Source organism: Spirillospora sp. NPDC029432 (genome assembly GCF_040703975.1).
Classification (GTDB): domain Bacteria; phylum Actinomycetota; class Actinomycetes; order Streptosporangiales; family Streptosporangiaceae; genus Spirillospora.
This window is the reverse complement of record NZ_JBEZWH010000054.1, coordinates 1-12,720: the sequence shown is the minus strand read 5'-3', so window position 1 is coordinate 12,720 and position 12,720 is coordinate 1. Positions and strand designations below refer to the sequence as shown.

Below are 12,720 nucleotides of genomic sequence, written 5' to 3'. Positions count from 1 at the left end.
CAGTGCGGTTCCCACTCGGGGGCCTGCCGGCGCTGGTGGGATTATTCGGGGATGCGGGATCTTGAGGATGTGCGGGCGCGGATCGATGCGGTCGATGGGGAGCTGGTGCGGCTGCTGGCGGAGCGGCAGGGGCTGGTGAAGGCGGCGGCCGCGTTCAAGGAGGACGAGGGGGCGGTGCGGGCGCCGGGGCGGGTCGAGCAGGTGGTGGCGCTGGCCCGGGAACGGGCCGTGGCGGCGGGGCTGGAGCCCGCGGTGGCGGAGGCCGTCTGGCGGGCGATGGTGGGGGCGTTCATCGAGCTGGAGCTGGACGAGCACCGGGCCTAGGTGCGCGAGTGGCGGCGGCGGACGAGGCGGCGGGAGCGCCGGGCCGGGGGGAGCCACTTGGTGCGGAACCACATCTGGATCTGGGCGCCGCCGAGGACGGAGCGGTGGATGCGGAGGTGGCCGCCGGTGGCCTCGGCGGCGCGGCGGGCGATGTCGAGGCCGAGGCCGGTGGAGCCGCCGCCGCTGCGGCCGCGCTCGAGGGCGGTGTCGGGGTCGGCGATGCCCGGGCCGGCGTCGGCGACGAGGATGCCGGTGAGGCCCTTGCCGACGTGGAGGGTGACGGCGAAGTCGGTGCCTTCGGCGGTGTGGCGGAAGACGTTGCCGAGGAGGGCGTCGACGGCGGCGGCGAGTTCGGTGGCCGGGACGGGGAGGGCGGCCGGGCGGTCGGCGCCGATGAGTTCGCAGGAGCGGCCCTCGTCCTCGGCGAGTACGGACCAGAACGCGACGCGCTCGCGCAGGACCTTGGCGGCGTCGCAGGAGCCGCGGGCGGTGGGGCGGCGGACGGTGCGGATGATCAGGTCGATCTCGTGCTCCAGCCGGCCGACGGCGTCGCGGGTCTGGTCGGCGACCGGGCCGTTGCCCAGCGCCTCGGCGTTGAGGCGGAGGGCGGCGAGGGGCGTGCGGAGGCGGTGCGAGAGGTCGGCGGCCATCTCGCGTTCGGCGGCGAGGAGCTGGACGACGTGGTCGGCCATCGCGTTGAACGCCAGGCCGGCCTCGACGAGTTCGGGCGGGCCGTCGGGTTCGATGCGGACGCCGAGGTCGCCGTCGCCGAACTGGCCCGCGGCCTCGGCCAGCCGCCGGGTGGAACGGATCATGCGGGCGCCGAGCCGGTCGGCGACGGCGACCGAGCCGGCGACGAGGGCGGCGGCGACCGCGGTCATGACGAGCCAGGCGTTCCAGACGCCGCGGGTCAGGTCGGCGTCGGGGATGTAGACCTCGACGACCGCGGTGCGCCCGGCGTCCAGGGAGACGGGCTGGAGGAGGGCGTGGCCGCCGTTGACGCGGGCGGTGTACGAGCGGCCGCGGCGGGCGGCCTCGGTGACCTGGTCGAGGCGGGCCCGGTCGCCGTCGCCGGACGCCTGCGGGACCACGGTGTTGTCGGGCATGTGGACGGCCATCCGGCGGGCGGCGCCGGCCTGCGAGCTGGCGACGGCGCGTTCGAGGGCGCCGGGGTCCTCGGTGACGACGAGGACGGGCCCGAGCGCGCTCGCCTGGCGTTCGGCGGCGGTGAGGGCGCGGTCGCGGGCGATCTCCCGGACGGTCAGCGCGAGCGGGATGAGGAACGCGAGGGCGACCATGGAGGTGACCGCCAGGGACACCAGGACGAGGGTGCGTCTCATGGCTTTCCGGGGTCCGCCAGCCGGACGCCGACACCGCGGACGGTGTGCAGGTAGCGCGGTTTCGCGGCGGTCTCGCCGAGTTTGCGGCGCAGCCACGACAGGTGGACGTCGATGGTCTGGTCGTCGCCGTACGCCTGCCGCCAGACCTCGGCGAGGAGTTCGCGGCGGGCGACGACGCGGCCTGGGCGGGCGGCGAGGTAGGCGAGCAGGTCGAACTCGCGGCGGGTGAGTTCGAGGGCGTTGCCGTCGAGCGCGGCCTCGCGCCGGTCGAGGTCGATGTGGAGGCCGCCGACGCGGATCTCGGCGGTGGGGCCGGACCGCGCCGCGCGGCGTAACACGGCGGACAGGCGCGCGTTGAGGTGCTCGGCGGAGAACGGTTTGATGAGGTAGTCGTCGGCGCCGGCGTTCAGGAGCCGCACGATCTCGGGCTCGTCCTCGCGCGCGGTCGCGATGATGACCGGTACGTCGGAGATGCCGCGGAGCATCTTCAGCACTTCGGCGCCGTCGAGGTCGGGCAGCCCGAGGTCGAGTATGACCACGTCGGGGGGTGCCTGGGTCACCTCGCGCAGCGCGTCCATCGCCGTCCCGACGCTGCGCACGACGTGCGACCGCTGACTCAGCTCCCGGATGAGGGCCGTCCGGACGTTAGCGTCGTCCTCCACCACGAGCACACTCGCCATGCCCGAACCGTATGCCACCATGTGCCCATGCGTCGCGCAATGTCGTACGTTGCGCCCTGGGCGATGGTCACGGCGCTGGCCGTGGCGCTGTCGTGGCTGGGCGTACGCGATGTCGTGCGGGGCGCGATCTCCGACCGCTCGTCGCCGCCGCCCGTCACCGGACCGGTCATCCACGGCAGCCCGTCACCGCCGGGCAGCGTCGGCACGGCGGCGGCCCGGCCGAGCCCGCGGGAGACTCCGCGGAGATCCCCGGAGGAGAAGGAGACCGCGTCGGGCACCGCCAAGCCGTCCCCGAGCAGGCGGCACGGGAACGTGCGCAGCTACTCGACGCGCGGCGGCCGGGCCGCGCTGGCGGTCTCCGAGCGGCGGGTGCAGCTGGTGTCGGCCACGCCGAACGCCGGGTACGAGACCCGCGTGACCGAGAACGACGGCTGGCTGCGGGTCGACTTCCTCGCGGACCGGCGGACGTCGTCGGTCATCGCGAGCTTCTACAACCACAGGCCGACCGTCGAGGTGTACGAGTACGGCTCCCGCGCCTAGTCAGGTCGCGGCGACGGTGACCGTGACCTCGGGGCGCTCCTCGAACGCGGCGAGGCGTCCGGCGTCGGCGCCGGAGTCGGTGATGAGGGTCCACGGCCGGTCGAGCGGCGTCCACCAGTGGCTCTCGGCGCGGCCGAGCTTGCTCGCGTCGGCGAGCACGCAGACCTCGCGGGCCTGCTCGACCATGAGGCGTTTGAGCGCGGCCTGCTCGGCCGTCCCCTCGCACACGCCGCGGCCCGCGACGACGCCGTCGGCGCCGAGGAAGACCGTGTCGGCGGTGATGCCGCGCAGCGCGCTCTCCGCGATGGGCCCGATCATGCCGAGGCTGATGTGCCGTACGGCGCCGCCGAGCGCGACGAGTTCGACGCCGGCGCTCTCGGCGAGCGCGTCCAGCGTCGTGAGGCCGTTGGTGACGACCGTGATGCCGGTCCAGGACGCCAGCCGGGACGCCAGCGCGCCGACCGTCGTGCCCGCGTCCAGCAGCAGCACGCCGCCGGGCCGCACGTGCTTCTCGGCCGCCTCGGCGATCGCGGCCTTCTGCGCGAGCGCGAGCTTCTCGCGCTCGTGCAGGGACTGCTCGCCGGGCGCGGCCGACAGCGCGCCGCCGTACGTGCGGACGATCGCGCCCTCGTCGCTGAGCAGCTGCAGGTCGCGCCGGATGGTGGACAGGGACACCGCGAACGTCTCGGCCAGCTCCTCCACCCGCACGGGCCGCTCCCGGAGGGCCCGCGCGATCCGGGCGCGGCGCTCTTCAGCTCTCACGGCCCCCATTGTGCTCCGTCCGGGAGGGTGCGAGGTCGACGGCCTGGCGCAGCGCCTCCAGCATGCTCTCGTGGTCGGCGCGGCCGGTGCCGGCGATGTCGAACGCGGTGCCGTGGTCGACGCTGGTGCGGATGACGGGCAGCCCGACGGTGATGTTCACGCCGGCCTCCAGGCCCATCACCTTGACCGGGCCGTGGCCCTGGTCGTGGTACATCGCGACGACCAGGTCGAAGTCGCCCCGCACGGCGCGGAAGAACACCGTGTCGGCGGGCAGCGGCCCGCGCGCGTCGATGCCGTCGGCGCGCAGCCGCTCGATCGCCGGGACGACCTTCTCCTCCTCCTCGCCCTGCCCGAACAGGCCGTTCTCGCCCGCGTGCGGGTTGATACCGCACACCGCGATGCGCGGCTCGGCGATCCCGGACTTGACGAGGGTGGCGTGGCCGCGCCGCACGGTGCGCTCCACCAGGCCCGGCTCGATCCGGCGCACCGCGTCGACCAGGCCGATGTGGGTGGTCACGTGGATGACGCGCAGCTTGGGCGCGCTCAGCATCATCGACACCTCGTCGGTGCCGGTGAGCTCGGCGAGCAGCTCGGTGTGCCCCGGGTACCGGTGGCCGGCCGCGTGCAGCGCCTCCTTGTTGAGCGGCGCGGTGCAGATCGCGTCGATGCGCCCGGCCGTGGCGAGCTCGACGGCGCGCTCGATGAACCGGTACGCGCCCTCCCCCGCCACCGGGCTCAGCCTCCCGAACGGCAGGTCGTCCGGCACGCAGTCGAGGTCGACGACCTCGATGACGCCCTCGGCGTAGGTGGCGTCCTCGGGGCCGGCGACGGTCTCGATCGCGACCGGCTCGCGCACGATCTCGGCGGCCCGGCGCAGCCGCGCCGCGTCCCCGATGACCAGCGGCCGGGCGATCCGGCGGACCTCCGGCGCGGCCAGCGCCCGCACGATGATCTCGGGCCCGACGCCCGCCGCGTCCCCCATGGTGATCCCGACGATCGGGCGTTCCATCCGTGCTCTCCTCGGTTCTCGTCGTCAGTTCTCGTCAGGCCGTCGCGCGTACGGCGCGCACCACGCGCGCCAGTGTCGCGGGGTCGCCGAACGCCCCCGCCTTGGTGATGAACAGCGTGCCCGTCCCCTGGACTCGGCCGGCCACGACGCCGGGCTCCGGCTCGCCGGCCGGCCACAGTTCGGTGGCGCCCAGTTCCAGCAGTACGGCCCGCGCGGTCTCGCCGCCGGTCGCCAGCAGGATCCCGGCGCCGCCCGCCGCGCCCGCCGCCGCGGCGGCCAGCGAACGGGCCGTCGCGTAGGCGCGGTCCCGGTCGACCGGGGCGTCCGGGTCCACCGACAGGACCACGTCGCCGGCCTTGAGCCCGTTCCGGACGGCCTCCGCGGCGGCCGCGGCGTCGTGGGCGCCGGGCGCGACGGTCACCGGCGTCCAGCCCTCGGCGACCAGCGTCGCCCGCTGGTCCCGGGCGAGGCCGGAGTAGCTGCCGATGACCGCGAGCGCCGGGCCGGCCGGCGCCCGCACGGCGGCCGGTTCGGCCGGGCCGGCGGTGCGCGCCAGCGCGGCCGTGACGCCGCCGGATCCGACCAGCAGCGTGCCCTCCCCGGCCGCGGCGCAGACCGCCTCCAGGTCGGCCATGGTCTCGCCGTCGCAGACGACGGCCGCCAGGCCGTCCGCGCGTGCTTGCGCGAAACGCGCAGCCAGGTCGCCGCCCCGTACCGCGCCGAGGTCGAGGCGCCGCGCGGTCAGGCCCGCCGCCGCGAGCAGCGCGGCCACGTCTCCCCCGTACCGGCGCCCGGGCAGCGGCTCCCCGCCGACCCGCACGATCCCGGCGGCCACGGTCCGGCCGGTCGCCGGGAACGCCGGCGCGACCACCGCGAGCGGCCCGCCCGCCGCGGCGACCGCGGCCGCGATCTCGGGGCCGGCGTTGCCGCGCAGGGTCGAGTCGATCTTCTTCACGATCCGGGCGCCGTCCGCGATCCCCCTGGTCACGGCCTTGGCCACGCGCTCGGTGGCGACGTCCTCGGGCGAGTACCGGCTGTCGGTGTCCACCGCCACGGCCCGCGCCCGCGGCCACGCGCTCTCCAGCGCGACGGCCGTGCTCATCCGCGCCGCGAACGGCACCGCGCTGTCGGCCGCCCCCGTGAGGTCGTCCGCCACGATCACGATCTCCGTCATGACACGGCCTCCACCGGCTCGCCCGCCGCCTCCTCGCGGCGCTTGACGCGATTGGCCCACCAGGCCGTGATGATCGGGACGACGATCGCGGTCACCACGACCGACGCCGCGACCAGCACGGTGGCGTGCGCGGCCGCCTCCTTGTACGCCGGGTTCGCGCTGGCGACGATCGCCGGCACCGCCGCCGCGTTCCCTGCGGTCGAGGCCGCCGCGAGGCCCGCGACGCCCGTCCCGCCGGTGAGCCGGTCGGCGGTGAACAGCAGCGTCCCGCTGAACGCGACCACCGCCAGGCCGAGGCCCAGGCCGAGCAGCCCGGCCGTCCACACGCTCTTGAGGTCGATGCTGCAGCCGAGCGCGAACGCGAAGAACGGGATCAGCACCGGCGTGGCGCCGCCCAGCCACTTGCGCAGGTCGTGGTCCAGATTGCCGAGGATCGCGCCGACCAGCAGCGGCAGCAGCGCGCCCACGAGGGTCTGCCACGGGAACGCCGACAGCCCGGCGATGCCCAGCGTGACCATGGTGAGGAACGGCCCGGACTCGATCGTCAGGATGGAGTACGCGGCGACGTCCTTCGGCTTGCCGAACTGCCCCATCAGCGCCATGTAGAGGCCGCCGTTGGTGTCGTTCATGGCCGCGACCACGGCCAGCGTGGACAGCCCGGCGAAGAAGCCCGAGCTGACCGGCGCCTCGCCGAGCAGCCGCCCGAGGACCAGCCCGACCAGGATGGACGCGACGACCTTGGCGCCGAAGAGCGCGCCGCCCTTCTTCAGGATGTACGGCGTCGAGCGGATGTCGATGCTCGCGCCCATGCACACGTAGAAGACCGCGAGGATCGTCAGCGAGCCGCTGAACAGCGCCCCGGTGAACGAGCCGAAGTACTCGCCCGCGCCGGGGAACAGCGTGTACACCACGGCGCCCAGCAGCAGCGGAACGATCATCATGCCGCCGGGGACCCGCTCCACGGTCGCTTTGATGGGGATCTGCATCGCACTCTCCGTACCCGTCGGCCGCGCCCTGGCGCGGCCCGCCTCCCTCGTTTCCCCCGAGTGCCGTCATGCTACTGCGCGTTTTGCGCATCTAGGTCCAGTGAGTGCGCGAAACGCGCAGAATTTACCATGCGAGAGTTACGGGTGATCTTGGGATTCTGCGCGTCGCGCGCAGATCATGCAGGGCGTCGCGGTCGGCGGTGAACGGAGCGCCGGGGCCGCTGTATCAGTCCGGCCGGGAGGCTAGAAGCGCGGCATCACGAACATGGCGGTGGCCTCGACGGTCGTCCTGCCCTCGGGGTCGATGACGCGGCCCTCGCACCAGGACTTGCGGCCGTCGGCCCCGGTCGCCTTCGCCTCGGCGGCCAGCGGGACGCCGTACGGCGTCGGCCGCCGGTAGCGCAGGTCGAGGGTGGCGGTCATGCCGGGGGTGCCGTTGGCGGACGCCGCCATGCCGAGCAGCTGGTCGAGGATCATCGCCGAGACACCGCCGTGCACGAACGTGGGCGGGCCCTCGTAGACGCCGTTCAGCGTGAACTCGGCCCGCGCCGTGCCGTCCGGCAGGATCTCGACGTCGAGCGGCGGGGCGATCGGGTTGAGCGGCCCGGTCACCGGGCTGGCCAGCTGGCGGAAGATGCCGTCCCGGCCGGCCTGGGCGATCGGCGGGTGCGGGCGGCGCGGGTCGGCCGACAGCCGCTCGGTGAGCGCGGCGATCTCGGCGGACACGGCGGCCAGCTCGTCCTCGGCGGCGCCGGTGTGCACGACGACCTCGTTCAGCGCGCGGACCCGCTCGGCCAGCACGGCCAGCGCCGCGACCTGCGACTCCGCCAGCGAGTGCTGCTCGCGCTCCAGATGCACCCGCGCCATCGCCGCCCCGGCCCCGCTCATGGGTCTCCCTCGTCTCACTACCGAACTGAATTCTATGGGGCGGAGATGTCTGGATCGTTGCCGTGAGGGTGGCTTTGGTCACGTCCAGTCGACGGTTTCCAGTTCGCCGAGGTCGGTCAGGGCGATCCGGTCGTCGGCGGCCAGGACGCGGACGACCTCGGCCGCCTCGTCGAGGGTGGCGTACCGGCCGTACGAGCAGCCCGCGTCCGGGTCGGGCGTCTCCAGCCAGAACCGCGGGCCCGCGTCCCACATCCCCTGCACCACGGCGCCCGACCGGCCCTGGCAGGTGATGAAGTTGTCACCGGCCGGGACCAGCTCGTACAGCAGGCCGCGGAACTCCTCGAACGACATCGGCACCGGATCGTCCTCGCCGCGGTCGCGGGTGTAGTCGCAGTACGTCACGGTCAGCCGCGCCCCCGCGGCGGGCTCCGGCGTCTCCGGCGAGCGCGCCAGGTGGGCGTAGCGGCGGCGGCGCCAGGTCAGCGGGAGGTGGATGCGGGTGGTCACCTCGCCGTCCCACTCGACGGCCAGGCCGCGCCCGCGCAGCGCCGCCACCGCCCGCTCCCCGATCTCGGCGGCGCCGGCGTCCGCGTCGTCGCCGAACGTCCCGTACGACAGGAACAGCCCCTCGCCGCGGGCGGCCGCGTCGACGTCCTGGCGGTGGCAGAACACGTACCCGCGGGCCGCGGCGCCGCCCGGCACCGCGCCGGCGATCCCGCTCGTTCCGCAGCTCTGGCAGCAGGTGAAGTCGGCGCGGGCCACGATCCCGGCCACGTCCAGATCGCGGAACGCGGCCAGCAGCCGCTCGGCGTCCAGCGGCTCGCCGCCCCATTCCCCCTGCTCGCGGTCGTACGCGGCGAACTCCGCCCGGACCAGCTCCGCGACCGCCTCCCGGCCGGCGGTGCCCTCCAGGCTCGCGCGCGCGTCGGCCAGGATGGTCTCGTAGTCGTCCTCGCCCCGGGCCAGCGCGACGCGGACGCGTTCCCGGAGCAGGCTGTGCAGCGATCCGTCGACCATCCCCGCAGTATGGCAACCGGCACCGCCATCGGGCACCCGGACGGATCAGCCGGGCGGATCAGCCGGGCGGATCAGCCAGGCGGATCAGCCAGGCGGATCAGCCGGACGGGTCAGCCGGACGGGTCAGCCGGGCGGGTCGTCCGGCGGCGCCTCGCCCAGCGCGAGCCGGACGGCCTCGTCGACGTCGAGCCCCATCCCGAGGCCGTGCAGCTCGGCGAACCGCCGCGAGCCCAGCTCGGCGCGGACGCGGTCCTCCAGCTCGCGGTGCGCCTCCTCCAGCTCGGGCGCGCCGAGCCGCGGGACGCCGACCTTCTCGGGGTAGCGGGAGGCGGCGCCGAGCAGGACGGCCGCCTCCTCGTGCCGGTGCGCGCGGGCGGACAGCCAGCCCAGCATCTCGAAGCAGTTGGTGAGCCCGGCCGGGTCCTCCATCCGCCGGAACATCTCCAGGCCGGCGCGCAGCTCGGCGGCGCAGCGGCCGCCGTCGTCCATGAACCAGTAGGCCAGCGCCTTGACGTAGCCGACCCACGACCGGATCCAGCTCTCGGTCGGGGCGTCCTTGAGGAGCAGCAGCGCCTCGTCGCACTCGGCCAGCGCCCGCTCCGGATCGCCGCTCCGGGAGCGGTGGAAGCCGCGGAGCACGCGCAGCATGACCAGGTCGGGAAGCAGGTCCTGGCCGGTCATGATCCGCAGGGCCTCGTCGAAGGCGGCGTCGGCGCGTCCGGTGTCGCCCATGAACGTGGCCGCGGCGCCGAGCGTGCGCTGCGCCCGCGCGTAGCCGGCGGTGTCGCCGGTCCGCTCGAAGTACTTCAGGGACTCGCCGATCATCGGCAGCGCCTCCGGCGAGTCGCCCTGGTTGGTCCGCAGGTACGCGGTCTGCCACAGCGCCTCGGCGCTCTCCGGTCCCGGTTCGCTCACCAGCCGCAGGCCGCGGTCGAGCCAGTAGCGGCCCTCGGTGAAGCGCGACCGGCACAGCCACGTCCGCCACAGCGCGCCCGCCATGGCCAGCCCGGCCCGCGCCTCGCCCGGCACGGTGAAGCAGAACTCCAGCGCGGCGCGCAGGTTGTCGCGCTCGGTGTCCATCCGCCGCACCCACGACAGCTGCCCGTCGGTCATCCACGCCGCCGCGGCCCGGCGCGCCAGCCGCGCCAGGCAGTCGCGGTGCCGGACCAGGAGCGGCCGGACGTCCTCCACCCGCTCCAGCCAGACCGCGCCGTACTCGCGCAGCGTGTCGAGCATGTCGTAGCGGTCGCCCGCCACCCGCTGGACGATCGACTTCTCGGCCAGCCCGGCCAGGCAGGCGGCGACGCCGTCCGGGTCGAGCCGGTCGTCGCCGCACACCTCGACCGCCATGGCCAGGTCGAACCCGCCGGCGAACACCGACAGCCGGGCCCACAGCAGGCGTTCGAGCGGGGCGCACAGCTCGTGGCTCCAGCCGACCGTGGTGCGCAGCGTCTGGTGCCGGACGTCCTCGGCGCCGGCGCTCTCCAGCGTCCAGAACAGGCCGTCGACCCGGCGGACGAGGCGTTCGAGCGGCAGCGACCGCAGCTGCGCGGCGGCCAGCTCGATCGCCAGCGGGATGCCGTCCAGGCGGCGGCACAGCAGCGCGACGTCGGGCAGCACCTCGTCGGTGAGCGTGAACCCGGGCACCGCCTCGGCGGCGCGCCGCGCGAACAGCTCGACCGCGGCCGGCGGCCCGTCACCGGGCGGGTCGGTGACCTCCGGCACCGCGAGCGGCGGCACCTCCAGGACGGCCTCGCGGGCCACGCCCAGCTGCTGCCGCCCGGTGGCCAGCACCCGCAGCCCCGGGCAGTCGACCAGCAGCGACCGCACCAGCGCGGCGCACGCGGGGACGAGGTGCTCGCAGGTGTCCAGGATGAGCAGGAACCGCTTGCCGCGCAGCGCCCGGGTGAGCAGCCCGACGGCCGAGGGCGCCGACCCGTCGCGCACGCCCATCGCCTCGGCGACCGTGTCGGCCAGCAGGTTGGGGTCGCGGACGCCGGACAGCTCCACCATGCAGACGCCGTCGGGGAAGCGCCCGCCGACCTCGTGCGCGGTGCGCAGCGCGAGCCGGGACTTGCCCACGCCGCCCGGCCCGGTCAGCGTGACCAGCCGCGTTCGCGCGAGCGCGTCCCGCACGTCCGACAGCTCGCGCTCCCGCCCCACGAAACCGGTCGTCTCCGGAGGAACGTCGCTCAGGGTCCCGCCCACCCTCGTGGCCTCTCTGCCGACTGTGCCCTTAAGTATGCGCCCGCCCACCGACGGTTCCCAGAGACTTCCGCGATCGCGGCGCCGAAACGCGCCCGCACGCCCCCGGCCCGTCGTCCTACCCCCGGGCCCGCTCCAGGAGGGTCCGCAGGATGGGCTCGGTGTGGGTCCACAGGACCGCGCCGCCGATCCCCGGGACGAGATGCCGCTCGGCCCCCGGGATGCGGGCGGCTAGGGCGGCCCCGTTGTCGGGCGAGTGCGCGGTGTCCTGCGCGCCGTACCAGAGGTCGACGGGGACGGCGATGCCGCCGAGGTCGAACGGCCAGCGCCCCATGGCCAGGACGGTGTCGCGCGCGTACCCGGCGGGCCCCTGGGCGAAGGCGTCCTCCAAGGCCTCGCGGTACGCGGCCGCGAAGCCGGGGGCCCGGTAGACGGCGAGGTCGGATTCCGGGGACGAGGCCATGACCATGTCCCACATCGCCCGCGGGGTGAAGCGCGCGAACGTCTCCTCCGCCGCGGCCGGGTCGGCGGCGGTGAGCTCGACCAGCTCGCGCAGGCCGGCGGGCAGCGCGGCCGGCTCGGCGGCGATCTCATCCGAGCCGGAGACGACGGCCAGCGCGCTCACGGCGCCGGCGGCGGCGCACGCGAGGGCGAACGGGGCGCCCTGGGAGTTGCCGGCCATGGCGGGCCGGCCCAGCCCGCGCAGGGCGCACAGGTCGCGGACGTCCTGGACGAAGCCCGCGAACGTCCGTCCGGGCGCGGGCGTCGAGGCACCGAGCCCGGGCCGGTCCAGGACGATGAGCCGGACGGCGGGAGCGGCGGGCCCGTCGAGGGCGGCCGTGCCGAGCCGGCGGGTGGTGGCGGCGCCCGGAGACAGCAGCACGGGCGGCGCGCCGGGCGGCCCCCACTCGCTCCAGGCGAGGTCGCGGCCGTCGGGCAGCCTGGTCGTTCCGAGGCGGTCGGGGGCGGTGAGGCGGAGGGTCATGGGGATTCGATCGCGTCCAGTGGTCGTTGCGGCGTTCCAGCAGAGATACCAGGATGGAGCGTTCCGCGCTGGTGAATTACGCCGCCGGAACGCGCTCGGCGCCGGGCCGAGCCGATCCGCGCCGGTGCGCCGTCACGCGCGGGACAGCGAGCCGGTGACCGTCCAGGTGTTGCCCTGCGAGCTGCCGGTGTAGCTGAAGTGCAGGGTGCCGGCGGGCTCGCGGGTCAGCGTGGTGGTGCCGGTGTCCACGCAGGCCGCGGCGCCCGAGGTGATCCGCTCGTTCAGGGTGAGGGAGGTGCCGCCGGGCTTCCCGATCAGCGTCACGACGCCCGAGCAGCCGTGCTCCGGGTAGCCGACCCGTCCCTGGCGGGCGCCTTCGGGCAGGGTCAGCTCGACCGGGAACTCCTTGCCGTCGTTCTGGCGCACCTGGCCCGACCAGGAGCCGGCGAACGCGGCGGGGAAGCCGGGGCGGTCCGGTTCGTCCGGCGGGTCCTGGGAGGACGGCGGGTCCTGCGGCCCCGGGTTCTGCGGCGTGTTCCGGCCGCCGTCGCGGCCGGGGACGGTGGCCGTGGCGGTGCGGACCGTGGTCGCCGGCGGGGCCGCCGTGCCGGAGCCGGTGCCGCCGGGCGAGCCGCGGCCCGACAGCGCGAGGACGGTGACCGTGACGGCCACCGCGACCGCGATCACCGCGCCGGACACGGCGACGGCGGCCGGTCTTCCCTTTTCCGTGATCAGGTGGTCGGCATTGCCCGTTCCTTACCCTGAGGGCGGGGAGTATGCGTGCGGCCTCGCCCGTACGGGGATCCGTAA

13 protein-coding genes are annotated in these 12,720 nt (G+C 75.2%); 2 read left to right on the top strand and 11 right to left on the bottom strand.

The features are described from left to right. Positions 1-51: 51 nt before the first annotated feature. Entirely contained in the window at positions 52-324 is a 273-nt protein-coding gene (locus AB0881_RS31155; RefSeq protein WP_366622650.1) for a chorismate mutase, read from the top strand. Here the strand turns inward: AB0881_RS31155 and AB0881_RS31150 are convergent. Further along, positions 321-1,664, bottom strand: a complete 1,344-nt coding sequence (locus AB0881_RS31150) for an ATP-binding protein (protein WP_366622648.1) — start codon at positions 1,662-1,664, stop codon at positions 321-323. The genes AB0881_RS31155 and AB0881_RS31150 overlap by 4 nt on opposite strands. Next, positions 1,661-2,344 carry a response regulator transcription factor gene (locus AB0881_RS31145; protein ID WP_366622646.1) on the bottom strand — a complete coding sequence of 228 codons (684 nt, stop codon included), beginning with the start codon at positions 2,342-2,344 and terminating at the stop codon, positions 1,661-1,663. Before AB0881_RS31145 ends, AB0881_RS31150 begins: the two co-directional genes overlap by 4 nt. A 27-nt stretch (positions 2,345-2,371) precedes the next feature. On the opposite strand from AB0881_RS31145, the gene AB0881_RS31140 reads away from it, so the two are divergent. Continuing rightward, positions 2,372-2,884 carry a hypothetical protein gene (locus tag AB0881_RS31140; protein ID WP_366622644.1) on the top strand — a complete coding sequence of 171 codons (513 nt, stop codon included), beginning with the start codon at positions 2,372-2,374 and terminating at the stop codon, positions 2,882-2,884. On the opposite strand, the gene AB0881_RS31135 is transcribed toward AB0881_RS31140, so the two are convergent. The 9 genes from AB0881_RS31135 to AB0881_RS31095 all read right to left on the bottom strand — a co-directional run bounded on the left by AB0881_RS31135 (position 2,885) and on the right by AB0881_RS31095 (position 12,609). Beyond that, complete coding sequence (locus AB0881_RS31135) at positions 2,885-3,646, bottom strand: DeoR/GlpR family DNA-binding transcription regulator (protein WP_366622642.1); 762 nt, start codon at positions 3,644-3,646, stop codon at positions 2,885-2,887. Next, entirely contained in the window at positions 3,636-4,655 is a 1,020-nt protein-coding gene (gene pdxA, locus AB0881_RS31130; protein ID WP_366622641.1) for a 4-hydroxythreonine-4-phosphate dehydrogenase PdxA, read from the bottom strand. Before pdxA ends, AB0881_RS31135 begins: the two co-directional genes overlap by 11 nt. Positions 4,656-4,689: 34 nt before the next feature. After that, positions 4,690-5,829 (bottom strand): four-carbon acid sugar kinase family protein, encoded by a 1,140-nt coding sequence (locus AB0881_RS31125; protein ID WP_366622639.1) that lies wholly within the window; start codon positions 5,827-5,829, stop codon positions 4,690-4,692. Beyond that, complete coding sequence (locus tag AB0881_RS31120) at positions 5,826-6,815, bottom strand: 2-keto-3-deoxygluconate permease (protein ID WP_366622637.1); 990 nt, start codon at positions 6,813-6,815, stop codon at positions 5,826-5,828. The genes AB0881_RS31125 and AB0881_RS31120 overlap by 4 nt, the downstream gene beginning before the upstream one ends. Positions 6,816-7,058: 243 nt before the next feature. Continuing rightward, complete coding sequence (locus AB0881_RS31115; RefSeq protein ID WP_366622635.1) at positions 7,059-7,703, bottom strand: PaaI family thioesterase; 645 nt, start codon at positions 7,701-7,703, stop codon at positions 7,059-7,061. A gap of 78 nt (positions 7,704-7,781) precedes the next feature. Continuing rightward, positions 7,782-8,720, bottom strand: coding sequence for a hypothetical protein (locus AB0881_RS31110; RefSeq protein WP_366622633.1), 939 nt, complete (start codon positions 8,718-8,720; stop codon positions 7,782-7,784). 123 nt (positions 8,721-8,843) lie between these two features. After that, positions 8,844-10,928: a tetratricopeptide repeat protein gene (locus tag AB0881_RS31105; protein WP_366622632.1), complete on the bottom strand. Its 2,085-nt coding sequence runs from the start codon at positions 10,926-10,928 to the stop codon at positions 8,844-8,846. A gap of 115 nt (positions 10,929-11,043) precedes the next feature. After that, positions 11,044-11,910, bottom strand: a complete 867-nt coding sequence (locus AB0881_RS31100) for an alpha/beta hydrolase (RefSeq protein ID WP_366622630.1) — start codon at positions 11,908-11,910, stop codon at positions 11,044-11,046. A gap of 132 nt (positions 11,911-12,042) precedes the next feature. Continuing rightward, positions 12,043-12,609, bottom strand: coding sequence for a hypothetical protein (locus AB0881_RS31095; RefSeq protein WP_366622628.1), 567 nt, complete (start codon positions 12,607-12,609; stop codon positions 12,043-12,045). Positions 12,610-12,720 lie beyond the last annotated feature (111 nt).

Coding starts and splice junctions, on each gene's coding strand:
- AB0881_RS31155 (WP_366622650.1), top strand. CDS start 52: ATGCGGGATCTTGAGGATGTGCGGGCGCGGATCGATGCGGTCGATGGG.
- AB0881_RS31150 (WP_366622648.1), bottom strand. CDS start 1,664: ATGAGACGCACCCTCGTCCTGGTGTCCCTGGCGGTCACCTCCATGGTC.
- AB0881_RS31145 (WP_366622646.1), bottom strand. CDS start 2,344: ATGGCGAGTGTGCTCGTGGTGGAGGACGACGCTAACGTCCGGACGGCC.
- AB0881_RS31140 (WP_366622644.1), top strand. CDS start 2,372: ATGCGTCGCGCAATGTCGTACGTTGCGCCCTGGGCGATGGTCACGGCG.
- pdxA (WP_366622641.1), bottom strand. CDS start 4,655: ATGGAACGCCCGATCGTCGGGATCACCATGGGGGACGCGGCGGGCGTC.
- AB0881_RS31125 (WP_366622639.1), bottom strand. CDS start 5,829: ATGACGGAGATCGTGATCGTGGCGGACGACCTCACGGGGGCGGCCGAC.
- AB0881_RS31120 (WP_366622637.1), bottom strand. CDS start 6,815: ATGCAGATCCCCATCAAAGCGACCGTGGAGCGGGTCCCCGGCGGCATG.
- AB0881_RS31115 (WP_366622635.1), bottom strand. CDS start 7,703: ATGAGCGGGGCCGGGGCGGCGATGGCGCGGGTGCATCTGGAGCGCGAG.
- AB0881_RS31110 (WP_366622633.1), bottom strand. CDS start 8,720: ATGGTCGACGGATCGCTGCACAGCCTGCTCCGGGAACGCGTCCGCGTC.
- AB0881_RS31100 (WP_366622630.1), bottom strand. CDS start 11,910: ATGACCCTCCGCCTCACCGCCCCCGACCGCCTCGGAACGACCAGGCTG.